The sequence below is a fragment of the Parafrankia sp. BMG5.11 genome (genome assembly GCF_004337455.1).
Window position 1 is genome coordinate 81,134 of record NZ_SJXI01000035.1, and the last position, 24,506, is coordinate 105,639.

20 protein-coding genes and 1 pseudogene are annotated in these 24,506 nt (G+C 73.6%); 4 read left to right on the forward strand and 17 right to left on the reverse strand.

Annotated elements, in window-relative coordinates; all coding sequences use genetic code 11:
- Positions 1 to 192 precede the first annotated feature (192 nt).
- The 14 genes and pseudogenes from ftsY to E0504_RS23605 all read right to left on the reverse strand — a co-directional run bounded on the left by ftsY (position 193) and on the right by E0504_RS23605 (position 17,075).
- Positions 193 to 1,488, reverse strand: a complete 1,296-nt coding sequence (gene ftsY / locus E0504_RS23535; protein ID WP_071060611.1) for a signal recognition particle-docking protein FtsY — start codon at positions 1,486 to 1,488, stop codon at positions 193 to 195.
- 196 nt (positions 1,489 to 1,684) lie between these two features.
- Positions 1,685 to 5,476 (reverse strand): chromosome segregation SMC family protein, encoded by a 3,792-nt coding sequence (locus E0504_RS23540; protein WP_112105301.1) that lies wholly within the window; start codon positions 5,474 to 5,476, stop codon positions 1,685 to 1,687.
- 544 nt (positions 5,477 to 6,020) lie between these two features.
- Positions 6,021 to 6,218 (reverse strand): hypothetical protein, encoded by a 198-nt coding sequence (locus tag E0504_RS23545; protein WP_018504552.1) that lies wholly within the window; start codon positions 6,216 to 6,218, stop codon positions 6,021 to 6,023.
- 518 nt (positions 6,219 to 6,736) lie between these two features.
- Positions 6,737 to 7,048: an acylphosphatase gene (locus E0504_RS23550; RefSeq protein WP_071060615.1), complete on the reverse strand. Its 312-nt coding sequence runs from the start codon at positions 7,046 to 7,048 to the stop codon at positions 6,737 to 6,739.
- 517 nt (positions 7,049 to 7,565) lie between these two features.
- A complete protein-coding gene (locus tag E0504_RS23560) occupies positions 7,566 to 8,342 on the reverse strand; it encodes a DUF2786 domain-containing protein (RefSeq protein ID WP_112105300.1) in 777 nt (258 codons plus the stop codon).
- Positions 8,343 to 8,629: 287 nt separating this feature from the next.
- A complete protein-coding gene (mutM, locus tag E0504_RS23565; protein ID WP_112105298.1) occupies positions 8,630 to 9,559 on the reverse strand; it encodes a bifunctional DNA-formamidopyrimidine glycosylase/DNA-(apurinic or apyrimidinic site) lyase in 930 nt (309 codons plus the stop codon).
- Between the two features lie 15 nt (positions 9,560 to 9,574).
- Positions 9,575 to 10,573 carry a ribonuclease III gene (gene rnc, locus E0504_RS23570; protein ID WP_112105297.1) on the reverse strand — a complete coding sequence of 333 codons (999 nt, stop codon included), beginning with the start codon at positions 10,571 to 10,573 and terminating at the stop codon, positions 9,575 to 9,577.
- Positions 10,570 to 11,556 (reverse strand): phosphate starvation-inducible protein PhoH, encoded by a 987-nt coding sequence (locus E0504_RS23575; protein ID WP_112105296.1) that lies wholly within the window; start codon positions 11,554 to 11,556, stop codon positions 10,570 to 10,572. Before E0504_RS23575 ends, rnc begins: the two co-directional genes overlap by 4 nt.
- 7 nt (positions 11,557 to 11,563) lie before the next feature.
- Complete coding sequence (rpmF, locus tag E0504_RS23580) at positions 11,564 to 11,734, reverse strand: 50S ribosomal protein L32 (RefSeq protein WP_020458770.1); 171 nt, start codon at positions 11,732 to 11,734, stop codon at positions 11,564 to 11,566.
- A complete protein-coding gene (locus tag E0504_RS23585) occupies positions 11,734 to 12,318 on the reverse strand; it encodes a DUF177 domain-containing protein (protein ID WP_020458769.1) in 585 nt (194 codons plus the stop codon). The genes rpmF and E0504_RS23585 overlap by 1 nt, the downstream gene beginning before the upstream one ends.
- A 237-nt stretch (positions 12,319 to 12,555) precedes the next feature.
- Positions 12,556 to 13,461, reverse strand: a complete 906-nt coding sequence (locus E0504_RS23590; protein ID WP_131625899.1) for a hypothetical protein — start codon at positions 13,459 to 13,461, stop codon at positions 12,556 to 12,558.
- Between the two features lie 223 nt (positions 13,462 to 13,684).
- Positions 13,685 to 14,173, reverse strand: coding sequence for a pantetheine-phosphate adenylyltransferase (gene coaD / locus E0504_RS23595; protein ID WP_020458767.1), 489 nt, complete (start codon positions 14,171 to 14,173; stop codon positions 13,685 to 13,687).
- Positions 14,170 to 14,728, reverse strand: a pseudogene (gene rsmD / locus E0504_RS23600) (16S rRNA (guanine(966)-N(2))-methyltransferase RsmD). The gene coaD and the pseudogene rsmD overlap by 4 nt, the downstream one beginning before the upstream one ends.
- Positions 14,729 to 14,735: 7 nt before the next feature.
- Positions 14,736 to 17,075 (reverse strand): ATP-dependent DNA helicase RecG, encoded by a 2,340-nt coding sequence (locus E0504_RS23605; protein WP_112105294.1) that lies wholly within the window; start codon positions 17,073 to 17,075, stop codon positions 14,736 to 14,738.
- A gap of 270 nt (positions 17,076 to 17,345) precedes the next feature.
- Here E0504_RS23605 and rpmB point away from each other — a divergent pair, with 270 nt between their 5' ends.
- Positions 17,346 to 17,534: a 50S ribosomal protein L28 gene (rpmB, locus tag E0504_RS23610; RefSeq protein WP_006545176.1), complete on the forward strand. Its 189-nt coding sequence runs from the start codon at positions 17,346 to 17,348 to the stop codon at positions 17,532 to 17,534.
- A 127-nt stretch (positions 17,535 to 17,661) separates the two neighbouring features.
- A complete protein-coding gene (locus E0504_RS23615) occupies positions 17,662 to 18,765 on the forward strand; it encodes a D-alanine--D-alanine ligase family protein (RefSeq protein ID WP_112105309.1) in 1,104 nt (367 codons plus the stop codon).
- A gap of 102 nt (positions 18,766 to 18,867) precedes the next feature.
- On the opposite strand, the gene E0504_RS23620 is transcribed toward E0504_RS23615, so the two are convergent.
- Positions 18,868 to 19,392: a DUF3515 family protein gene (locus E0504_RS23620; RefSeq protein ID WP_373693930.1), complete on the reverse strand. Its 525-nt coding sequence runs from the start codon at positions 19,390 to 19,392 to the stop codon at positions 18,868 to 18,870.
- Entirely contained in the window at positions 19,389 to 19,622 is a 234-nt protein-coding gene (locus E0504_RS23625) for an Lrp/AsnC family transcriptional regulator (RefSeq protein WP_018504536.1), read from the reverse strand. The genes E0504_RS23620 and E0504_RS23625 overlap by 4 nt, the downstream gene beginning before the upstream one ends.
- Before the next feature lie 211 nt (positions 19,623 to 19,833).
- Between E0504_RS23625 and thiD the strand changes: the two genes are divergently transcribed.
- Both thiD and murA read left to right on the forward strand, forming a co-directional pair.
- Complete coding sequence (gene thiD, locus E0504_RS23630; protein ID WP_112105292.1) at positions 19,834 to 20,655, forward strand: bifunctional hydroxymethylpyrimidine kinase/phosphomethylpyrimidine kinase; 822 nt, start codon at positions 19,834 to 19,836, stop codon at positions 20,653 to 20,655.
- Between the two features lie 239 nt (positions 20,656 to 20,894).
- Entirely contained in the window at positions 20,895 to 22,301 is a 1,407-nt protein-coding gene (gene murA / locus E0504_RS23635; RefSeq protein WP_071060631.1) for a UDP-N-acetylglucosamine 1-carboxyvinyltransferase, read from the forward strand.
- A gap of 13 nt (positions 22,302 to 22,314) precedes the next feature.
- Here the strand turns inward: murA and E0504_RS23640 are convergent, their stop codons facing one another.
- On the reverse strand, positions 22,315 to 24,384 hold the full coding sequence (locus E0504_RS23640; protein ID WP_131625901.1) for a WD40 repeat domain-containing serine/threonine protein kinase: 2,070 nt from the start codon (positions 24,382 to 24,384) through the stop codon (positions 22,315 to 22,317).
- Positions 24,385 to 24,506: the final 122 nt, after the last annotated feature.

Sequence of the window (24,506 nt, forward strand, 5' to 3'; positions counted from 1 at the left end):
CCGATGGATCCGCACAGGCGGAAAGACTAGATCAACCCAGGTCCGAGCGGAAGTGGCTCGAGCGGCCGGAGCTGTGGTCCTCCGGTGCCCCCTCGCAGTGAGCAGGCGCGCCGCGGTGCGGCCGCGGTTCCGCGGAACCGCGGCCGCACCGCGGAGGCCACGTAAAGGCGCGGCCTGACGGTCGCGCGGCCGTCAGGCCGGCTCGCCCAGCAGCGCGTCGACGAACGCCTCCGGCTCGAAGGGCGCCAGGTCGTCCGGGCCCTCACCGAGGCCGATCAGCTTGACCGGGACACCGAGCTCCCGCTGCACAGCGATGACGATCCCGCCCTTGGCGGTGCCGTCCAGCTTGGTCAGCACGACGCCGGTGATGTCCACCGCCTCGGTGAACACCCGGGCCTGGACGAGGGCGTTCTGCCCCGTGGTGGAGTCCAGGACCAGGAGGACCTCGTCCACCGGGCTCTGCTTGCCGACGACCCTCTTGATCTTCGTCAGCTCGTCCATCAGGCCGACCTTCGTGTGCAGCCGCCCGGCCGTGTCGACGAGCACGGTGTCAGCACCGTCGTCGATCCCGCGCTTGACGGCCTCGAAGGCGACCGACGCCGGGTCCGCCCCCTCCGCGCCGCGCACGGTCGTCGCCCCGACCCGGCCGCCCCAGGTCTCCAGCTGGTCGGCGGCGGCCGCGCGGAAGGTGTCCGCCGCGCCCAGCACGACCGAGCGGCCGTCCGCGACGAGCAGCCGAGCGATCTTGCCGCAGGTTGTGGTCTTTCCGGTGCCGTTGACGCCGACGACAAGGACCACGGCGGGCCGGTCCGGCGCGGACGTCCGCAGCGACCGGTCGGTGGTCGTGCCGACCTGGGCGAGCAGTTCGTCGCGCAGCATCAGCCGGGCGTCGGCCGCCGTGCGCGCCCCGAGCACCCTGGTGCGCTCGCGCAGCGCCTCGACCATCTCGGCCGTGGCCGTGACTCCGACGTCGGCGACGAGCAGTGTCGCCTCGACGTCCTCCCACGCCTCCTCGTCCAGGTTGTCCCCGGACAGCAGCGCCAGCAGACCGCGGCCGAGCGCGTTCTGCGAACGGGCGAGCCGGGCGCGCAGCCGTACCATCCGGCCCGTCGCGGGCGCGGGCACTTCGATCGGGGCCCGCGGGGCGACGATCTCGGGCCCGGTGACCGGCACGCTGTCCGCGCCCGCCGTGCCCGCCGCGCCGGCGGGGGCCGGCCCGCCCTGCCCGACCAGCCCGGCCGGCGAGTCCGCCGTCTCGCCGGGCAGGCCCGACCGGCCGGGTGGGGCCGCACCGGTCTGCGGGGATGTCGGCGGGATCGTCGGTGTGGCGACACCCGACCGAGCGGACGGCGCGGCGCCCGCGTCCGGCCGGTCCGCGTCCCGCGACCCGCCCCGACGGGAGCGTGAGCGCAGGGCGGTGCCGGCCACGAGGCCGACCATGCCGACCAGGACCACGGCGATCACAACGATGAGGATGACCAGCTCCACGACACGATCCTTACAGATCGCCGGGCAACCATCGCTCGCCCACCCCGTGACCACCGCAAGCGGGGCGGCCCGGAGGAGTGGTCACGCGCCCTCGTTACCGGCTCGCGGTGTGGTTTGGCCGTCCGGCGGCCCGCAGCGGGGCCGGCGACAGGGCACAGCCCCCGACTCGGCGGCCACTACCAGCCGTCACCGACTGTCAGGCGGAGGCGCGCTGGCGCAGCCGCTGACTGATCACCGTGGTGACGCCGTCACCGCGCATCGACACACCGTAGAGGGCGTCAGCGATCTCCATCGTGCGCTTCTGGTGCGTGATGATGATCAGCTGCGACTTCTGCCGCAGCCCCTCCACGGCGTTGAGCAGGCGGCCCAGGTTCCGGTCGTCCAGGGCCGCCTCGACCTCGTCCAGGACGTAGAACGGCGAGGGCCGGGCCCGGAAGATCGCGAGCAGCAGCGCGAGGGCGGTGAGCGAGCGCTCGCCGCCGGAGAGCAGTGACAGCCGCTTGACCTTCTTCCCCGGTGGACGCGCCTCGACCTCGATCCCGGTGGTCAGCATGTCGTCCGGATCGGTCAGGACGAGCCGTCCCTCACCGCCCGGGAAGAGCGTGGCGAAGACCACCTCGAATTCACGCGCGGTGTCGGCGAACGCTGTCTCGAACACTTCCCGGACCCGCGCGTCGACCTCGTCGACCACGAGCAGAAGATCACGCCGGGTGCTCTTCAGGTCGTCCAGCTGGGTGGAGAGGAAGGCTGCGCGCTCCTGCAGCGCGGCGAACTCCTCCAGGGCCAGCGGGTTGATCTTCCCGAGCCGGGCGAGCTGCTTCTCCGCCCGGCCCGCCCGCGCCACCTGCTCGGCCCGGTCGAACGGCGTCGGCACGCCGTCCGGCTCGTCGGGCGGCACCGGGACGTCCGGGCCGAACTCGGCGATCAGGTCGTCCGCCGCGACGCCGTGCTCCTCGAGGGTCTTCGCCTCCAGGGTCTCGACCCGCAGGCGCTTCTCGGCCCGCGCCAGCTCGTCGCGGTGCGCGGCGTCGCGCAGCGCGGCGAGCTCGGTCGCCTGGCCGCGGACCTGCTCACGCACCGTGCCGAGCTCGGCCTCGGTGTCCCGCCGCGCCGTCTCGGCCGTCTCCCGCTCGGTCGCGGCGGCGGCGAGCGACCTCTCGAGTGCCTCCAGCGCGACGCCCGCCGCGTCGGCCAACGCGGCCGCGGTCGCGGACTGGCGCTCGCGGACCTCCCGGCGCCGGGCCGCGGCGGCCCGGGCCGCCCGCTCGTTGGCCGCCGAACGCATGAGTGCGTCGGCCCGACCGTGCAGGCTGCGGGCGCGCTCCTCACTGGTCCGCACGGACAGCCTCGCCTCGACCTCCGCCGCGCGGACCGCGGAGGTCGCCGCGACCAGCCGGTCGCGTTCCGCGGGCGAGCGCTCCCCGACGTCCGGTTCGGACGAGCTGGCCGCCAGCTGCGACTCCAGCTCGGTGAGCGCCCCGTAGGCCTGGTCGCGGGCCGTCTCCGCGGCGAGCCTGGACCGCTCGAGCCGGCTGATCTCCCCGGCGGCGGAGCCCCTGGTCCGCTCGATCTGAGCGAGGTGCTCGGACAGGGCCCGGTGGCGCGCGTCGGCGGCATGGCGCTCGGCGAGCGCGGCGTCGATCGCGGCGCGGGCCCGCTCGACCTCGGCCCGCGCAGGGCCCATCTCCTCACGGGCCGCCTCGCGGCGGGCGGACGCCTCGGTCGCGCCGCGGTCGGCCTCGTCCGCGGCGGTCTGGATCTCGAGCACCGACGGTGGCGTGGCGCTGCCGCCAACCGCCGACCGGGGCCCGACGACGTCCCCGTCCCGGGTGACGACCCTGGCCTCCGGACTGTGCTCGATCACCCGCCCGGCGACGTCGAGGTCGTCGACGACGACCGTGTCGGCGAGCAGCTCCCGCAGGGCCGGGGCGTACCGGGCGTCGACCACCGTGACCAGGTCGAACGCGTACACGGCGCCGGCCGGCAGGTCCGGCTTCCGGTCCGCGGGACGTCCCTGCGGGGAACCACCGCCCGCTTCGGCCCGGTCGGCCCCGTCCGCCTGATCGGCCGGGTCGACCCCATCCGTTTGATCAGCCCGGTGGGGCTGGTCCACGCGGTCGGCCGGGACGAGGGCGGCTCGGCCGGCGTCGGCGGTACGCAGCCAGCGCAGGGCGGCCAGCGCGTCGGCGGGCGTACCGACGAGCAGCGCGTCGGCGGCGGGGCCCAGCGCCGCCGCGATCGCCGCCTGCGCACCCGGCGCGACGGTGACGAAGCTGGCGAGCCGGCCGATGACCTGGACGGAGGGCTCCAGCGGCGGAAGCTGCGCGGGAACCGCCTGCCGCGGGTCGTTCCGCCCGCCACGGCCCGGCCGGCGCTTGCGGCCACCGCCCCCAGCCCCCTCTCCCGCGCTGTTGCCGCCATCGCCGGCGGCGCCGGTACCAGCGTCGGCCGGTGTCGTCTCCCCTGCCGCCGCGCGCAGCAGGGCGCTGGCCCCGTCCGCCGGCTCGAGGGAGAGCTCCAGCGCGTCGCGGCGCGCCTGCCAGGAGGCACGGTCGCGCTCCGCCGCCCGCTCGGCGTCGCGCAGGACCTCCAGGCGCTCGCTCGCCGCCTCATGGACGGCGACGGCCTCGCTGTGCCGCTGCGCGACCTCGTCGCGGGCGGTCTCGATCCTCGCGAGCTCCGTGTCGAGCGCAGAGCGGGACCCGGCAGTCTCGGCGTCCCGGGCGCGGGCGGCATCCAGTGCCTCGGTCATCCGCACGATGTCCGCCTCGGCGGCCCCCGCACGGGACCTGGCGGCCTCGACCCGCCCGCCGAGCCGCGCGATTCCCTCCCTGCGGTCCGAAGCCGCCTTCGCCGCGGCGAGAAGCACCTTCTCCTCCCGCGCAAGCTCCTCTTCCAGCGAGCCCCGGCGGGCGACGACCTCCTCGAGGGTCTCCCGGTCCAGCTCGAGACGCTCGGTGAGCGCGAGCTCCTGCTCTCGGACGGCCGTCGCCTCCTGCTCCAGCTCCTCCGGGTCGCGACCGCCGCGGTGCTCCTCCGCCGAGCCCAACAGGCGGGAGCGCTCGGCGGCGAGCGACCTGCTCCCCCGCAGCCGTTCCCGGATCGAGGCCAGGCCGTACCAGGTCTCGGCCGCCGCCGCCGCCCGGGGGACGACCGCGGCCAGCCGCGCCTCGAGCTCAGCCTCCCGTCGCTGCCCGTCGGCCAGCGCCTTCTCCGTCTGGGCGACCCGCAGCCGCAGCACGTCCTCGTCGGCGGCGTCGGAGGCGATCGCGCAGCGGGCGGTGGCCAGATCGTCCGCGAGCAGCCGGAGCCGGGAGTCGCGCAGCGCCGCCTGGATCACGCCCGCCTTGCGCGCGATCTCCGCCTGGCGACCGAGCGGCCCGAGCTGACGCCGCAGCTCGGCGGACAGGTCGGTGAGGCGGGTGAGGTTCGCGGCCATCGCCTCGAGCTTGCGGAGCGCCTTCTCCTTGCGCTTGCGGTGCTTCAGGACACCGGCCGCCTCCTCGATGAACGCGCGGCGGTCCTCGGGCCGGGCGTGCAGGACGGCGTCGAGCTGGCCCTGGCCGACGATCACGTGCAGCTCGCGACCGATGCCGGAATCGCTCATCAGCTCCTGGATGTCCAGGAGCCGGCAGGTGGTGCCATTGATGGTGTATTCGCTCTCACCGCTGCGGAACATCAACCGCCCGACGGTGACCTCGGAGTACTCGATCGGCAGCGCGCCGTCGGTGTTGTCGATCGTCAGCAGGACCTCGGCACGGCCCAGTGCGGGGCGCGACGGCGTGCCGGCGAAGATGACGTCCGACATGGTGCCGCCGCGCAGGGCTTTGGCGCCCTGCTCACCCAGCACCCAGGCGATCGCGTCGACGACGTTGCTCTTGCCCGAGCCGTTGGGACCCACGACACAGGTGATACCGGGCTCGAGATGCAAGGTGGTCGAGCTCGCGAACGACTTGAAACCCCGCAGGGTAAGGCTCTTGAGATGCACCGGGCTCCGGGCGGCGGAGGGAACGGCAACCCCCGCTACCGGGCCGGCGACCACCGACCCGGACGAAGATCGACCGACATTCGTCCCGCTCATGGTACCGAGGGACGCCCGGCGCCCCGGCGAGCGTCGTCCTGCCCCGCACGTCGCCGCGGGACCGCACGGCACCGTGAGCGGGACCGCGCCGACCGGAGAACCGGCAGCCCGATCCGTATGTGCGGCCGCAGTCATACGGCCGCTGTCGTGTGCGCGAAGGCGGCACGCCAGCCCGCGAGGGCACCGTCCACAAAGGCGGAGCCAGCGGTGGATCAGCACCCGAGCACACCAAATAGACTCAAGGCTACATAACGCCTACCCTGAGCGATGGAAATTAGGCATGATCGCCCACGGGCGCACCTGGGTGTGCCCGTGGGACACTAGGGCACACCCGAGTGGGACGCACGCAGGCGCGACGGAGCCTGCCCGGCTGATGAACCAGGGGGGTCCGTGCCGTGCTGGACACTGCATATGGGGCACACAGGGTGCCCGGATGTCGGGGCTCGGGGGCTCAGGTGAGCGCAGGCTCCACGTCGAGCGCGCGCACGTCGGCAGGGACGTCGACACCGTCCACGAGTGCCTCGTTCACCGCCCGGACGCGTGCAAGCTCTGACTCGAGCTCAGCTACTCGGGCGCGAAGACGGCGTACCTCGTACGAGAGACGCATGTCGCTGCCGGAACCGACGTGGCCGAAAAGGGCCTTCGCCATGGTGATGGTCCTCCACGATGAGTGACCTAGCGGGATGTTGGGCGCGACGGGACCAGAAAGATCGGAGCGCGGCCCAGAGAATGACCTAAGAATCCCACGTCAGGCGACCGAAAGTCAAGAGCATGCCACAAGGCCCCTGCCCGGTCCGCCGAACATCGGAAAATCCTCGCCGGCGTACACCCGACGGGACACATGACCCGGGACCAGTTGCAGCACGTTCACCCCCGCTCCGCCATGTGGCGAGTTCGACAGGTGGCTTGTTCCTCATCCCCTTCCTCCCACGTTCGGGCCTGCCACCAGCCACGATCATGCGATGCCGCAAGGGAAGCAGGGCGGCGCGAAGTGACAGCGGACAGCATTGATCAACAATCGACGCGGTGACGGCGTGGTCCCACCGGGCAAAAACGCACTCACGCCGCCGAAGGCTTCTCCGCGAAGTTCGCCGCCGTTCGTACACGCGTCGCCGCAGATTGCGCGTCTGTTCAATCGACGCGTTCGCGCCCTTCGTCCGACGCGCTTCAGCGCCGCAGGAAGCCAGCCAATCCGCCCCGCGGCTCGCCCCAGACATGATCGACCCGCTCGGTGTGCCCCGGGGTGTGACCGGTCACCAACAGCTCGAGCAGCGCCTCGCAGGCGCCCCGCTCACCCTCCGCGATCACCGCTACGGCACCGTCGGGCAGATTGGTGGCAGAGCCGACCAGCCCGAGACGACGGCCCTTGGTGCGCACGTAGTCACGGAACCCGACTCCCTGGACAAGACCTTCGACCCGGGCGGTGAGGCGGACCACGTCCCCGCCGGAGGCGTCCTTCGTCGCGCGAACCTCGTTCATCGGGGCGGTAGGGTACTAGCCATTGTGGACACCATGTGCATCGAGAGCGCGCAGCTCAACAGGGACGCCCAGGCCACCGTTCAGGCCGGGCCGCGACGTGGGACGCCGTCAAGCGAGACCACCGTTGGTGACCGCGTGCACACGCCGAGGCGATCTGCGATTCGGCGATCTCTCGCGTGTGCCGCCGCCGCGGGCTCGATAGGTGCCGCACTCCTCCTCTCCGGTTGTGGTCAGGACTTTCATCAGGACGGTGGGGTCACCCCGGTTCCGCACGCCAGCACCGAGGGCGTCCGCACCGTGACGCCGGCCCCGGCACCCTCCGAGGAGGTGATCGGGCCGGGCTACGCGCCGCCTCGCGGCGAGCGGCCGACTCAGACCGCGGTGCCCAACCTGCCCGGCGGCAAGCTGTAGGTATCTGACGAGTCGGTGCGGCCGGGTCCTGGTCGCACCGACTCCTGGCGCCACACCGACTCCAGGTCAGCCCTCGGGCGGATCTGCGCACGGCCCCGTCATCCGGTCAACTGATCTGCCGCCGCGCCCGCCGCTGCGACGGCACCCGCCTGCCCTCCCCGAGGTCTGCCCGCTGGCCGGCCTGATAGCCGTCCCGACCGCCGGATCCGGAGAGCTGCCTCGTTCGGGTCGTACGCAAACGCGGATAGACGCGGGCGAGATGTGCCTCGACCAGGCCCTCCCGACCGGCCAGCACGACCGCGACCGAACGCCGGGCGGCCGGCCCGGCGGCGGCCGGGCCGGCCGCCCGGCTCTCCTCCGCTCTGCGGCGCGCCGCCTCCTCGGCCTGGGCGAGCCTGTCCCGGACGGCGACGGCGAAGCCCGCCATCCAGGACCGGCGGAAAGCTCGCGGATCCTCCCAGGCCGGCGGACGGGCCGCCGCGAGGCCGTGCGCCTGCTGGACGAGCAGCGAGGTGTAGATCATCTGCACCCGCTCGATGTCGACCGCCATGCCGAACAGATGCGCGGAGTGCAGGGTTGCTCCGCCGCTGCCCGCCGGAGACGGCGCCGTGCGGTGCACGAGCCGGCAGCCCAGGGGGTCGGCGACGCTGGCGAGCAGAGAGATCTTGTCCCGCGCGTACGGCGCGTCGATGCCCATCACGACGTCGCCGGCGGCCGGGCCGGTGGGAGAACCGTCCTCGATCAGTGCCCGGTCGATGCCGTACTGGGCGATGAGCTCCGCCGCCTTGGCGTTGTAGCTCTCCCGGGCCGCGTCAGGCAGGCCCTCGGCCTCCGCCATCGCCAGCAGCTTGCGCACGCGGCCGAGCAGAGCGTCGGGGTTCATGGCGCCTCCGTCCACGGTCCTCCTCCGGAGTGGATACCAGAAGAGAACACAGTCTGTGAGGCCCCGCCGGACCGGGCATGGCTGTCGTCGCCAGCGCCCCCGGTCACGGCCACCGACGAGGCTGAGTCGAATACCTGCGGGATCCTGCTTCCCGCCCGACCGCCGCGTGCCGGACCGACCTGTGCCGGACCGACCTGTGCTGGACCGACCTGTGCTGGACCGGCTTGCTCCCGATCCGACGCGAAGCGATTCGACGCGAAGCGATTCGAACGTGTGTTCGAAGAATATCACCGGACCCGACGGGGCCGGGGCTGGCACGCCGGGCAGCTGAAGCTCGAGCGGTTCATGAACGCGTCCCGGCGGATGGTCGAGGCACAGCGGGAGCACGCCTGGCCGCCGCGTCCGTAGACCTCCAGCGAGCGTTCGAACAGCCCGCTGACGCCCTCGGTCGAGACGTAGAGCCGGTCGAAGGAGGTACCGCCGGCGGCCAGCGCCGCCGTCATCACCGTGCGGACCGCGTCAAGCAGCCGCAGCGCCTCGGCGCGGGTCACCGTCTCGGTCGGGCGGGCGTAGTGCAGGCGCGCGGCCCACAGGCCCTCGTCCGCGTAGATGTTGCCCACGCCGCTGATCAGCGTCTGGTCGAGCAGGGCGCGCTTGAGGCCGGTGCGCCGGCGGCGCAGCGCGTCGACGAAACGCTCCGGGTCGAAGTCGACGGAGAGCGGGTCGGGCGCGATGTGGGCGATCGGGGCAGGCAGCTCCGCCCCGCCCGAGACCACAGCAAGACCACCGAACGTCCGCTGGTCCACGAAGCGCAGCTCGCGGCCCTCGTCGGTGAACCGGAAACGGACCCGCAGGTGTACCTGGTCCGGGCTGTCCGCCGGAACCACGAGGAGCTGGCCGCTCATCCCGAGATGACCGAGCAGCGCGTCACCGACCGCCGGGCCGCCCGGTTCGGACAGCTCGGCCGGTTCAGACGGCTTGAGCGCCTCGGGAGGCCTGGGCGGTTCAGACGGCGTGAACCCGAGCCACAGGTACTTGCCGCGCCGGCGCGCCGTGGCCACCGTCTGCCCGACAAGCGAGGCGGCGAAGTGGTCGGCCCCGGCGAGATGGCGGCGGACCGCCCGCGGGTGATGGACCTCCACCTCGGCGACAGTGCGGCCGACCACCCCGCGCTCGAGGCCCCGGCGGACGACCTCGACCTCGGGCAGCTCAGGCATCACCAATGGCGAGAGTCATCGGGAGTCCCGCGCTGCCGGCGTCGAGTCGCCCTGGGCGGCGCCGGCCCTCACCGCCACGTCCACGTCCGCACCGCTCGCCGGCCCCGTTCCGTCCACCGCGGACGCCCGGCCCGACGCGGCGCCGTTGACCGAAGCGGCAGCTCCGTTACCCGAACCGGCGGCGGTGCCACCCGGTCCGGCGGCGCCGTTACCCGGAGCGGAGGCGCCTTTGCCGGAAGCGGTGGCGGTATCGCCCGGATCGGCGGCCGCGCCGGCCGTCAGCTCGTCCTCGGCGTTCACCGCCGAGCGCTTCTCGAGCACCGCGAAGGCGGCGGCCGCGGCGCGCTGCTCGGCCTCCTTCTTGCTACCGCCCTCACCCTCGCCGAGCACCTCGCCGGCGACCCGCGCGAACGCGGTGAACCGCTTCGCGTGATCGGGGCCGGCCTCGGTGACGGCGTAGTCGGGCGGGCCGAGGCCCAGCAGAGCCGTCTGCTCCTGCAGCGAGGTCTTCCAGTCCAGCCCGGCGCCGCGCCCGGCCGCCTCGTCGAGGAGTGGGTCGAAGAGCCGGTGGACGAACCCGGAGGCCACGTCGAGGCTGTTCGAAAGGTAGACGGCCCCGATCACCGCCTCCAGCGTGTCGGCCAGGATGCTGGGCTTGTCCCGCCCGCCGGTCGCCTCCTCGCCGCGACCGAGGAGCAGGTACGGCCCGATACCCGCCGTACCGATCAGCCGCGCGACGTCGGCCAGTGCCCGCATGTTCACCACCGAGGCACGCTGCTTGGCGAGCTGCCCCTCGGGGAGGTCGGGATGCCGGCGGAACAGCGCGGCCGTGACGATCAGACCGAGCACCGCGTCGCCGAGGAACTCCAGCCGCTCGTTCGTGGGCAGCCCGCCGTTCTCGTACGCGTACGAGCGGTGGGTCAGCGCGCGGTCGAGCAGCTCGGGGTCGATGTGGACGTCGAGCGCCTCGACCAATCCGTCCCGCGGCGGGGGAACCGACTGCGACCGGCTCATCGGGACAGCCCCGCCAGTTCCCGGCGGCGGTCGACGAGCGTCGCCATGGCCTGCCGCACCGCCCCGGAAAGCCCGGCGCGCGCGGCGCCCACGGCGGCGCGGACAGCCTCCGGCAGCGCTCCCGGCCCCACCGGGGCCGTCGCGGCCGGCCCACCCGCTCGGACGGCCGTACCGTCCACTCCCAGCACGATGATTCCCCCCTGAAGGTCCGAACTGTTCGCCTGCCAGCAGGCCGGGTCCGTCTCGGGCCGTGCCCGGCGCGCGCTGGGGTACAGCGCGGAGAGCACCACGTCACCGGTGTATCCGTCAGTGACGACGACGTCGACGCCGGTTCCGGTCCGGAGCCTGTCGGCGGTTACCGGACCGACGAGGTCGAGGCCCAGCGACGCGAGCAGGTCACCGGCCGAGCGGCGCAGCGGGTCCAGGAGGGCTGGCCGCGCCGACAGCAGCCCGACCGCCGGAGCGCCGACACCGTGCCGGACGCGCGCCAGGCATGCGCCCGCGAGGGCGAACTGGGCCAGCTCGTCGGCGGTCACGTCGACCGAGCCGCCCGCGTCGCAGAGGATCACCGGGGACTCGGCCGGCCCGACGACCGCGGCCGCGGCGGCCCGGGTCGCGCCGGGCACCAGCCCGAACGTGAACCCGGCCGCCGCGATGACCGCTTCGAGCGGGGCCACGGAGACCATCGCGTCGGCGTGGCCGTCCCGGACGAGACGGGCCGCGACGCGGACCCCGGCCTCACGCAGCGCACGTACCTCACGCAGCGCCTCGGGGCCCGGCGCCACGCCACGTGACGCGTTCACCAGCCGGACGCGGCCGCCCTCGAGCACACCGTACTCGGCGAGCACGGGGGCGACCGTGTCCGTGGGCGCCACCACGGTCAGGGTCACCCGCGGATCGGCATCGAGGACGGCGGTGATCTCGCCGAGCAGGTCGCCCGGCGGGGAGCCCGCTCCGATCAGGTCGACAGCGACACGTGCCATACCGTGGTCAGACGTCGAGCACCTGGCGATCGTTGTAACGGCCGCAGGTCGGGCACATGGTGTGCGGCCGGATCGTGTGCCCGCGCGAGCACTTGGCCAGCGCCGGCGCCTTGGCCTTCCACTGCGCCCGACGGGACCGGGTGTTGCTGCGCGAGGTGCGCCGCTTCGGGACTGCCACTAGTCCTTCTCCTTGTTATCGGTGGTGGCAGGGGCCTCGGCAAGGCCGGACAGAGCCGCCCACCTCGGGTCCTGCTGGGTGTGGGAATGGTCCGGCCCGAGATCGTCGAGCCGCCCACCGCAGTCGACGCACAGGCCGGCACAGTCGGGACGGCAGACCGGCGACAGCGGGAGGCTGAGCACGACGGCGTCACGCACCACCGGCTCGAGATCGACGTGATCGTCCACGAGGACGCTGGTGTCGTCCTCGTCCTCGGTCTCGACGGCCCGCTCCGGGTAGTAGAACAGCTCGAGGATCTCCACGGACGCCGAGTCGGAGACCTCGTCGAGGCAGCGGCCGCACTCGCCGACGAGGGGGACGGTGACCACCCCGCTCACGAGGACGCCCTCCATGACGGACTCGAGCCGCAGGTCGAGCTCGACGGCGGCACCGGTGGGCACGCGCACCAGCTCGGTGCCGAAATCCGACGGCTGGATGATCGTCGTCTCGACACGCCGCAGCGAGCCCGGCCGGCGGCCGAGCTCTCGGGTGTCGAGGACGTAGGGCCCCCTGGGGGCGCGCCGACGGGCTCGTTGTGTGGTCATGGCTGTCACAGCAGATGTTCTCACGTCGCGGTCGGTGTCGGAGTGACCTGGGGACGGGCACCGGTCGTACGGACCCGGAATACACCCGCCCCGAGCCTCCCGAATCGCCGCCACCCGGCCGGCCGTGAACCGATCGGCGTGGACGCCGGCCGGCCCGGCCCGGAGGCCGAACGACCTGGGTGACGACCTGGATGTGTCGAGAGGACGCGCCCACGTCACCGGGCACGGACCACCAGACTATCCGATCGGTGCTCCCGCGCCGGAGGTCAGCCGGACATGGCCCGTCATGCCACCGCGCGCGGCGGGCACACCGGCCCACCGCTCGCCGTCCTCCGGCCGGTCGGGGTCCATCCGCTGCCCGGGCGCGGCGGCGGCGTTCAGCGGCCCACCGAGACCGGCCGGGCCGGCGCCGGCGGCGTTGACGCCAGCCGGATCGATCCCACCGCCGTGCATCCCGTCGGCGTGCGGACCGCCAGCGTGCGGACCGCCAGCGTGCGGACCGCCAGCGCCGGAGAAAGCCGCCTCCGGGCCCGCCTGGCCGCCGGAGACCGCCGGGTGGAGGTCCGTTCCGCCGGCGCCGACCGCCGCCGACCACGAGCCCACCGGTGCGGCCGCCGCCGGCCCCACTCCCCCGAACTGGTGCGGGCCGGCCGGACCGCCGGCCCCGCCGTGGGCGCCGGCCCCGCCCGCCACAGCGCCACGGGAGGCCAGCCGCTCACGGCCCCGGGCGACCGAGGCGAGCGTGCGGTCGAGGACCTCCTCGAACCCGGCCAGCTTGCCGTCGACGTAGGAGTCGATCTGGCTGCGCATGTCGTCCGACGCCTGGCGGGCGGCCGCGATGATCGCCGCGGCGTCGGCCTCCGCCTGGGCGACCACCGCGCTGCCCGAGGCCAGTCGGACGCCCTCGCGCCGGCCGTCGGCCACGATCGCGGCGGCCCGCCGGTGCGCGTCGTCGATGATCGCCTCGCTGTCCGCCAGTACCCGGTCGGCGTCGGCCAGCCGCTCGGGCAGCCGCGCCCGCAGGTCCTCCAGCGCCTCGAGCATCTCGGCGCGGTTGAGCACGCAGGACGTCGTCAGCGGCATCGCCCGCGCCCCCTCGACCACAGCGATGATCAGGTCGAGGCGCTCAGCGAGATCATCCATGACCGGTAGGTTACGACCGGCCGACGGAGCACCCGGCAGCGACACTCCGCTAACCGACACGGACCCGCCAGGAGGACCCGGAAGCCCGATATCGACGCGACGCGACGATACGACCCCGCCACGCACACGCCATCACAACAGAAACACAACGACTACTTGATGGCAGACTCCCGCCGGCGGCACCCACAGGGGTGCCGCCGGCGATCGGTCCACACTCGGGCGACTAGGGCGCGGAGCGGTCCCGCAGGCCCTTGAGGACGACGTCCGGCACCAGCCCGGAGACGTCGCCGCCGTAGCGGGCGACTTCCTTGACAAGGCTCGAGGAGAGGAACGCGTACTGCGGGTTCGTACTCATGAACAGGGTCTCCACTCCGGCCAGCGAGTGGTTCATCTGCGCCATCTGCAGCTCGTAGTCGAAATCACTGACGGCCCGCAGGCCCTTGACAATGGACTGGATGCCGCGCACCCGGCAGAAGTCGACCAGCAGGCCGTGCGACGAGTCCACTACGACGTTGGTGGGTGCGTCGGGATGGCTGCGCACCGCATCCCGGATGAGGTCGATCCGTTCTTCGATCGTGAACAGATGTGCCTTCGATTTATTGATCAGAACGGCGACGACGACCTCGTCGAAGAGCTTGCTCGCTCTGACGATGATGTCGAGGTGACCGTTGGTGATGGGGTCGAACGATCCGGGACAGACTGCCCTCCTCATGATCGATTACCGTACCAGAGGACCCCCTCTCCGTACCTGCGCTCACGCAGTGCTATGAGGCCGTCCGGCCAGGTCACGGGACCGCTCCGGTACGCGCGCTCGACCACACAGACCGCGCCCGGGGCCAGCCAGCCGCCGCCGACCAGCTGCCCGAGCACGCCGTCGAGCTCGGCGCCGGGCAGGGCGTAGGGCGGATCGAGGAAGACCACGTCGTAGGCCTCGGCCGGGGTGGCGGACAGGACCCGTTCCACCGCCGAGCGCACCACCTCGGCGCCCGCCAGGCCGAGGGCCTCCGCGTTGCGGCGCAGGGTGCGCACCGCCGTCGCGTCCCGGTCGACGAGCAGGGCGTGCACCGCGCCGCGGGACAACGCCTCGAACCCGACCGCGCCGGAGCCCGCGTACAGGTCCGCGACCCTTGCTCCAGCGAGATCCACCAGCGTCGCGAGTGTGTTGAACAAGCCCTCCCTCGTCCGTTCGGAGGTGGGCCTGGTCGCGCCGCCCGGCGGCACCACCAGCCGCCGCCCCCCCGGCGTGCCCGCCCACGATCCGCGTCATCGCCAGGTCAGCCCTTCTCCAGGAAGGCCGCGCTGGCCTCGTCCAACGCGGCCGTGAGCCGGCGCTGCAGGGCCGGCTGGCCCTCGAGCTCGGGGTCCGCCGCCACGAGCGCCCCGGCCTCCTCGCGTGCGGCGCGGATGAGGTCCTCGTCCCGCAGCAGCTCGAGCAGGCGCAGCGACCGGCGCCCGCCGGACTGGGCCGCACCGAGGACGTCGCCCTCCCGCCGCTGGGCGAGGTCGAGCCGGGCCAGCTCGGCGCCGTCCGACGTCGCGGCGACGGCCAGCAGGCGCTCGGCGGCCGGCGCGGCGCCGTCGACGGAGGTGTGCAGCAGGCACACCCCGGGCGCACTGCCCCGCCCCACCCGGCCGCGCAGCTGGTGCAGCTGGGACACCCCGAACCAGTCGGCATCCATGATGATCATGACGGTGGCGTTCGGGACGTCCACGCCGACCTCGATCACTGTGGTGGCCACCAGGACGTCCACCTCGCCGGCGGCGAAGCGGGTCATGATCTCGTCCCGGACCGGGGAGGGCAGCCGCCCGTGCAGGCCCTCGACGCGCAGGCCGGCGAGCTCGCCCGTGGCGAGCCGGGGCAGCACCTCGGTGACCGTCGCGCCGACGCGCTCCCCTTCCCGCGGGCCGGCCCCGCTCGCGGGCGGCCCGGACGGCTCCTCGCCGCCGTCTCCGCCTTCGCCGCCCTCGCCGTCGCCGACCCGGGGGCACACCACGTACGCCTGGTGCCCGGCGGCGACCTCGTCGCGCACCCGGCCCCACATCCGGTCCATGAAGTGACTCTTCGCCGCGGGGACGACGAAGGTCGAGATCGGCGAGCGCCCCGCCGGGAGCTGGTTCAGCGTGGAGACCTCGAGATCACCGAACACCGTCATGGCCACGGTGCGCGGGATGGGCGTCGCGGTCATGACGAGCAGGTGCGGCGGGCGCCGGCCCCGCGAGCGCAACTCGTCGCGCTGTTCCACGCCGAACCGGTGCTGCTCGTCGACGACGACCAGGGCCAGGTCGGCGAAGGCGACGTCCGCGCCGAGCAGCGCGTGGGTGCCGACGACGAGGCCGACGCTGCCGTCGGCGACGGCAGCGAGCACCTCGCGCCGGGCCCGGGCCGGCATCGAGCCGGTCAGCAGCGCCACCCTGGTCGCGGGGCCGTCCACCCCGAGCTCACCGGCCCGGGCCTGGTCGCCGAGCAGTTTGAGCAGGCTGCGGTGATGCTGGGCCGCCAGCGTCTCGGTGGGTGCCAGCATGACGGCCTGGCCGCCCGAGTCGACGGCGGTGAGCATGGCCCGCACGGCGACCACCGTCTTGCCCGAGCCGACCTCGCCCTGCAGCAGCCGGTGCATCGGGAACGCCCTGGCCATCTCGGCCGCGATGGTCTCCCCCACCTCGCGCTGGCCGTCGGTCAGCGCGAACGGCAGCGCGGCGTCGAACGCGTCGAGCAGGCCGCCGGCGCACCCCGGCCGGGACACCGTGGCGGCCAGCTCCGCGCGCCGGCGCCGCTGGGCGAGGGCGACCTGCACGACGAGCGCCTCGTCCCACTTCAGCCGGGTGCGGGCGACGGCGATGTCGGCCCGCGAGGTCGGGCGGTGGGCCAGTTCGTAGGCTCTGCGCAGGCTGGCGAGGCGATGCCGGGACCGCAGCACCGCCGGAAGTGGATCGTCCAGCTCGCCGAGCGAGTCGAGCACCAGCCGCAGGCAGCGCGCCAGCGTCCAGCTCGTGATCTTCGCCGTGGCCGGGTAGATCGGGACGAGGGAGCCGGCGAATCCGGCGGCCACCGGGGCCGGCTCGCCCGCCGCCGCGGCGCCGCTCCCGGCACCGCCGGCTCCTTCGACGACGCCGACTCCATCGGCACCGCTGGCTCCGTCGATGCCGTCGGCCCCGTCGGCGTCGTCTTCGGGGTCTGGCGCGTCGAGGAGATGGACCTCGGGATGGATGAGCTGGCGCCGGCCGCGGAACTCGGCCACCTTGCCGGCGAACAGCGCGGTCGTGCCGGGGACGAGCTCCTTCGCCCGCCACTGCTGGTTGAAGAACACCAGCGAGAGCTCACCGCGGCCGTCGGTGACCGTGATCTCCGTGCGGCCACCACCGCCGCGCCGGCGGGGCCCGCCGCCCGACCCGGGCCGGCCCTGGTGCCGGACGACCTTCGTCACCCGGGCCTGCACGGTGGCGATCTCGCCGACGGCGAGCTCGTGGAGATCGGTGAGCTCGCCGCGCTCGTGGTAGCGCCGCGGGAGGTGGTCGAGGAGATCCCCGACGGTGTCGAGTTCCAGGCCGTCGGCGAGCAGCGCGGCGGTGCGCGTTCCCAGCGGGCCCTTCAGCGGGGTGTCAAGGTCGAGCACTCTTCGATACTGCACCGCACCACCGACACTCTCGGTGGCCGGCTCGTCCCGGTCTCGGACGTCGGGGGGCCGGCCACTCTCGACAGCCGGCTCGTCCCCGCCACGGACGCCCGGGCAGGCCGATCGCCTCTTCCGCCCATCGGCGCGGGTCTCTCACCCACCGGCGCAGGCCGCGGCGACCTCGATCGCCACGACTGGGGTAGCCTCGCAGTCGACTACAGGCTAGAGCGGCCGGCAGTTCCCGGCCATCGCGATTGACGGAGTGTTCTCGTGTCTTCGGTGTGTGACGTCTGCGGCAAGGGGCCGGGCTTCGGCATGTCGGTCTCCCACTCCCACCGGCGCACCCGCCGTCGTTGGAACCCCAACATCCAGACCGTCCGGGCGATGGTCGGCCGTACGCCCAAGCGGCTCAACGTCTGCACCTCGTGCCTGAAGGCGGGCAAGGTCACCCGCGGCTGACCCGGCCGGCGCCCGGATCCCGCCACAGCGACCTGACCGGGCGGCACCGCGGCGGCCTGTAGACAGGCCGGGCGGCCCTCTGGAGGGCTTCGGCCAGGGCTCCATGGGCATCGGCTACTGTCCCGGCATGGGAGCCTCCACGCGCAGGGTTCGGCTCGTCCTTCTGTTCGGCGGCCGTAGCACGGAGCATTCGATCTCGTGCGTGTCCGCCGGCGGGGTGCTGCGGGCGCTCGACCGGTCCCGTTACGACGTGATCCCGGTCGGCATCGACACCGAGGGCCGCTGGGCGGTGCTGCCCGACGACAGTCCGGCGCTCGCCCCGGTGGGCACGGATCTCCCCGTCGTCGACGCGTCGACCGGCCTGGCCGTCACGCTGCCCCCGAGCCCGTCCGCGGCGCCGGTGGTGGTGCACGACCCGTCCGCGGCGCTGCGCGACCTGGGCCCCGTTGACGTGGTCTTCCCGTTGCTGCACGGGCCGTTCGGCGAGGACGGCACGATCCAGGGCCTGCTCGAGATGGCCGGGCTGCCCTACGTGGGCTCCGGAGTGTTCGCCAGCGCCGCGGCCATGGACAAGCAGCACATGAAGAGCATGCTCGCCGCAGCCGGCCTGCCCGTCGGCCCCTACGCCGTCCTGCGGCCCGGCCGCTCGCTGTCGGAGCCCGACCGCGAGCGGCTCGGGCTCCCCGTCTTCGTCAAGCCCGCGCGCGGCGGCTCCAGCATCGGCATCAGCCGGGTGGACGCCTGGGCCGACCTCGACACGGCGCTGAAGACAGCCCGGGCCAGCGACCCGAAGACACTCGTCGAGGCGGCGGTCGTCGGCCGCGAGATCGAGTGCGGCGTTCTCGACAGCCTCGACGGCTCCGGCCCACAGGCGAGCGTGCCGGCCGAGGTCACCATCACCTCGTCGGCCGGCTTCTACGATTTCGAGGCAAAGTACCTCTCGGACGGAGCCGTCTTCGACGTGCCCGCGCGCCTGCCGGGTGAGCTGACCGAGCGGGTCCGCGCGACCGCGGTCGCCGCGTTCGAGGCGTTGGACTGCGCCGGGCTGGCGCGGGTCGACATGTTCGTCACGCCCTCGGGCGAGATCGTCCTCAACGAGGTCAACACGATGCCCGGGTTCACCCCGATGTCGATGTACCCGCGGATGTGGGCGGCCTCCGGGATCGACTACGCGGCCCTGGTGGACCGCCTCGTCCAGCTCGCCCTGCGCGACGGCGCGGGCCTTCGCTGACGCCGGCCTGACGCCACCGTGAGGCGAGGCCCGACGCCACCCGGACCCGAACCCGGGGCCCGGCGGCCTGAGCCCAGAGCCTGGCCCGCCCCGGACCCGGCGTCAGGCGGTCGTGGACCTGGTGTGCGCGCGAACCGCCGGCGCCAGGGCCACCAGGACCTCGAACGCCTGCCGGTCCGCCGGCAGGGTCAGCACCACCTGAGGGGTCCTGGTCGGGGTGGAGTAGCGGACCTGGGAACCGACGTCCTCGGTGAACCAGGCGACCTGGTCGACCTCGGAGAGGGTCGAGTCAGGCCGGTAGGTCGCCGCGACGCCGGAGGCTCCACAGGTGAGAACGACCGGGTCGGACCCGAACGCCGCCGTGGTCGGAACGGGAGGCTCCACCTCACGGCGGTCGAGACCGTCACCCAGCGAGTCGGGCAGAGCGGCGGTCAGTGCCTCGCAGGACGCCCGGTCCGCACCGGCCGGCGCGGGCGCGCCGGTGATCGCCACAGGCCCGGGCCCACCACACGCGGTGAGCGGACCCGCCAGACCCGTCAGACCCGCGATACAGAGCGGGAGAAGCCGGACCCGCCGCGCAGCCCGTGCCCTGGGGCACGAGCCGGCGGACGGGTCGTGCCGAGTCAGAAATGGACGACGGGGCACGTCAGGGTACGAGTGATGCCGTCAACCGACTGGACTCGTGACATCACGAGTTTTCCCAGGTCATCGACGCTGGCCGCCTGCGCGCGCACAATGACGTCATAGGGACCGGTCACATCCTCGGCCTGGGTGACCCCCGGGATCTGCTCGATCTCCTTGGCCACCGATGCCGACTTGCCGACCTCGGTCTGGATAAGGATATACGCGTGGACCACAGACGCTCCCTCGTCGGACGTCGACAGCCCGTCGAGCAGACACGGGCTGACAGAAGGTAACAGGCAAACGGGCCGGATGAGAGGGTCTGCGGCGAGGAATTTGCTCTGATCGCCCGACTGGCACGGAGGAACCGCGCCCCTCAGCCGGTGAACTCGGCCGTTTCAGGCCCGCCAGGCCCGCTCCAGACCTCACTGTGAGGATCCACACGCCATGACGCCAGCGATACCACCGAACCCGGCCCCGCCCCGGGTGTTGACCATCGCCGGATCGGACTCCGGGGGCGGCGCCGGCATCCAGGCGGATCTCAAAACGATGCTGGCGCTCGGTGTGCACGGGATGAGCGCGATCACCTCGGTGACGGCGCAGAACTCCCTCGGCGTGCAGGGCGTCTGGGACCTCCCCCCGGAGGCGGTGCGCGCACAGATCCGCGCCGTCGCCGACGACATCGGCGTGGACGCGGTGAAGACCGGGATGCTCTCCTCCGCGCCCCTCGTCGGGGTGGTGGCGCGGGAGCTCGCCGGGCTGGGGGCACCGTGCGTGGTCGACCCGGTGGGGGTCTCCAAGCACGGCGACCCGCTGCTGGCCGCCGACGCGGTGGACGTGCTGCGCACCGAGCTCCTCCCCCGCGCGACCGTCGTCACCCCGAACCTGGACGAGGTGCGACTGCTGACCGGCATCGAGGTCACCGACGAGACCGACCTGCATCGCGCCGCGGCGGCCCTGCTCGCCCTGGGCCCGGCGTGGGTGCTGGTCAAGGGGGGCCACCTGCCGGGCGACGCCGTCGACCTGCTGACCGACGGGTCGACCGACATCCTGCTGCGCGCCGAACGGCTGCCGCGCGAGCACACCCACGGGACGGGCTGCACGCTCGCCTCCGCGATCGCCGCGCACCTGGCGCGGGGCGACGACGTCCCGACCGCGGTGCGGGCGGCCAAGACATATGTGACCGGAGCGCTCGCCGCCGGCTTCCCGCTCGGCGCCGGGATCGGGCCCGTCGACCACGGCCATCTGACCCGGGCCGGCACCGTCTGATCCGGACCTCCGCCACCCACGGCGGGGCGTCGCCGGCGGCAGTGGTCCGGGCCGGTAGCTCTCCGCGATCATCCGCACGGAACGTATTCGAACACATGTTCGCCCATCGCGCCACCGCGGCACGTGCCCGGACGCCCCGTGGCGCCGGTCACTCGGTCTGATTGAATCTCCCCGGCTTCAGCCAGGAGCTGACGCACCGAAAACCTGGCGCATCCGACTCATCGCCGTGGAGGCAGCCCGTGAGGGAACCCAGTTCCGGTACGACCACACCCGCGGGTTCGGACCGCCACTGGTACAGGATCGTCGGCGGTGCGCCGCTCACCGGGTCCGTCGAGGTCTCCGGCGCCAAGAACTCGGTCACCAAGCTGCTCGTCGCCACCCTGCTGACCCCCGAGCCCTGCACGCTGAGCCGGGTGCCGCGCATCGTCGAGGTGGACGTCGTCCTCGGCATGCTCGCCGAGCTGGGAACGCAGGTCGAGTGGCTCGACTCGCACACGGTGCGGGTGACGACCCCGCGCATCGAGGACGCCTCGCTCGCCGAGGCCTACTCCGGGGTCAACCGCATCCCCATCCTGATGATGGGCCCGCTGCTGCACCGGGTCGGTGAGGCCGTCGTCCCGCTGCCCGGCGGCTGCCGGATCGGCAAGCGGCCGGTCGACTTCCACCTGCGCGGGCTGCGCGCCATGGGCGCGGAGATCATCGAGCAGCTCCGCTCGGTCGAGGTCAAGACCCTGGGCCTGCACGGGGCGCACGTGACGCTGCCGTTCCCGAGCGTCGGGGCCACCGAGAACCTGCTGCTGGCCGCCGTGCGGGCCAAGGGCACCACGGTGATCTCGAACGCCGCGGTGGAGCCTGAGATCATCGACCTCATCCTCTTCCTGCAGCAGATGGGCGCGCTGGTCGACGTCGAGGTCGACCGCACGATCGTCGTGCAGGGCGTCGAGGCGCTGCGCGGGGCGACGCACGAGGCCATCCCCGACCGCATCGAGGTCGCCTCGTTCGCCGCTGCGGCCGTCGCGACCAACGGCCGGGTGGACGTCGTCGGGGCCCGCCAGGAGCACGTGGCGACCTTCCTGAACCACCTGCGCCGCCTCGGCGGGGAGTTCCAGGTGAGCCCGCACGGGCTGACCTTCCACCGGGCGCGCGAGCTCACCGCGACGCACGTGCAGACCGACGTCCACCCCGGGTACATGACCGACTGGCAGCAGCCACTGGCCGTGCTGCTGACCCAGGCCAAGGGCGCCTCGGTGATCCACGAGACGATCTACGAGGACCGCTTCGGCTACACCCGCCAGCTCAACGAGATGGGCGCGGACATCGCCCTGTCGACGTTCTGCCTGGGCGGCAAGGCGTGCCGGTTCGCGTCCCGGGACTTCGAGCACTCGGCGGTCGTCAGCGGTCCCACCCGGCTGCGCGGCACCGACCTGGAGATCCCCGATCTACGTGCCGGGTTCGCCTATGTGATGGCGGCCCTGGTCGCCGAGGGGTCCAGCCTGATCAGCGGCACCCGGTTCCTCGAGCGCGGATACGAGGACCCGGTGGGCAAGCTCCGCTCGATCGGCGCGCTGATCGAGACCGTGCCCGCGGACGTTCCGCCCGACAGCACCGACAGCACCGGCGCCGCGGGGAGCCGCGCCACCGGCTGAGCCGGCGAACGGCTCACGGCAGGGACCACAACCGGATGGTCTGGTCCTTGCCGGTGCTGGCCAGGATCCGGCCGTGCGGGGCGAACCGGACCGACATCACCCAGTCCGCGTGGCCCGCCAGCGGCCGGCCACGCGGCCGCGCGCGGGTCCGCTCGGAGGTGTCCCACAGCCGGACCACATTGTCGAAGCCACCGCTGGCCAGGGTGCGGCCGTCCGGGGCGAAGGCGAGCGCCCAGACACGGTTGTCGTGCCCTGCCAGCGGACGGCCCAGCGCGGTCGGGCGGTCCGGGACGGTGACGTCCCACAGCCGGATCACACCGTCGACGCCGCCGGTCGCGAGGGTCCGTCCGTCCGGCGCGAACGCGGCCACGAGCGCGGACGTGGGCCCGGCGACGGTGCGTGCCAGCCGGCGCGGCGCGTGCCGGTTCGTGATGTCCCAGAACAGCACGTCCCGGTCGTAGCCGGCGGCGACGAGCAGGTGGTCGTCCGGGGCGAACGCCACCGAGGTCACGAACGAGGTCGCGCCGGTCACCGGCCCGCCCAGCGGACGGGGCGCGCCACGGTCGGCCATGTCCCACAGCTGGACCGACCGGTCGTCGCTTCCGGTGGCGAGCATGCGGCCGTCGGTGGCGAACGCCGCCGAGCGCACGGGCCCCGCGTGGGCCCTCAGCGGCCTGCCCAGCAGATGGGGAGCACCGGGCCGGGTGACGTCCCACAGCCGCAGCGAGCCGTCCCAGCTGGTGCCGGCGAGGGTGCGCCCGTCAGGCGAGAACACGACCGACGTGACGCCGTCGTCGGGGCCGTCCGGCAGGCGCCCGATCGACCGGGGCGCGGCCGGTTCGGCGACGTCCCACAGCAGCACCTCGCCGTCCTTGGCGCTGGTGGCCATGATCGCTCCGTCCGAGGAGAAGTCCGCCGCCAGGACCCAGCCGGCGTGACCCGCCAGCGGCGGGCCGGCCGGACGCGGAGCCACCCGCCGCCCGATGCCGAAGCGGCTCCCCGTGCCCCGGACGGTCGGGTTCCCGGCCACCGTGGGAGTCCGGCCGCGCGCCCCGGACCCCGCCTCGGCGGGTGCGGACCCCACGGCCGGAGGTGGGGTCAGGGCCGGAGCCGCGGCGATGGCTGGGGCCGGCGCCGGCCCCTGGCGCCACGCCCGCGGCCCGGCCCCCGCCGGCAGGCGGCGATTGGCCTCGGAGCGGACGTCCGCGTCGAGGTGCAGCGGCAGGCCGCAGCGGTCCAACCAGTCCGGTCCGTACGCCGCGGCGGCTGCCCGGGCCAGGGAGAGCGCGAACGCCTTCGCCGATTCCGGCCGCGCCTGCGGGTCCCGGGCCAGCGTGCTCGCGACCACCGCCGCGACCGGGCCGGCGATGTCCGCCGCCGGCGTCGCGACATGGTGCGGGCCGAACCCGCCCGCCGGCCGGTCGAGCCCGCCCGCCGGCCGCACGAAGGTCGCCGGGTCGAACGCCTCCGCACCGGTCAGCAGCTCGAGAAGCACGACTCCCAACGAGTAGAGGTCGCTGGCGGGCATCAGCCGACCGCCCGAGAGCTGTTCGGGCGCCATGTAGCGGGGGGTCCCGATCACCGTGCTCGCGCCCGGGCTCGTCCCGTCGACGATCTTCGCGATCCCGAAGTCGGCCACCTTGAGCTGCCCGGCGGCGTCGAACAGGATGTTGTCGGGCTTGATGTCGCGGTGCAGCACGCCGCGGCCGTGGACGTAGGTCAGCGCCGACGCCGCCGCGAGGCCGACCGCGCAGGCCGCCTGCGGGCTCATCCTGGCGCGGCGCCGGGTCAGCGTGCCGCCGGCGAGCATCTCCATGACGAGCACGCGCAGCCCGTCCCGCTCGACGTAGTCATAGACGCGGATGACGTGCGGATGGTCGAAGCGGGCCGCGATGCGCGCCTCGGCGGCGAACCCGTCGTCCGCCCGGCCGTAGCCGCGCGCCATCACCTTGACCGCGACGTCACGATGCATGCCGCGGTGCCACCCGGCCAGCACCAGGCCGGACGCGCCCTTCCCCAACGGGTCGCCGAGCGTGTAGTCCGGCAGGACGGCGGCAAGCCGCGCCAGGTCAACCTCGTTCATCGACGCACCGCCGGGTCAGGGGCGAACAGGAAAAGCCTCGAACCAGGGACGTGAGCCCCAGCAGCCCAACCACGAGCCGTGATCCTACGGGCGGGCCACACCGCCCCGACTGGCGGGAGTCG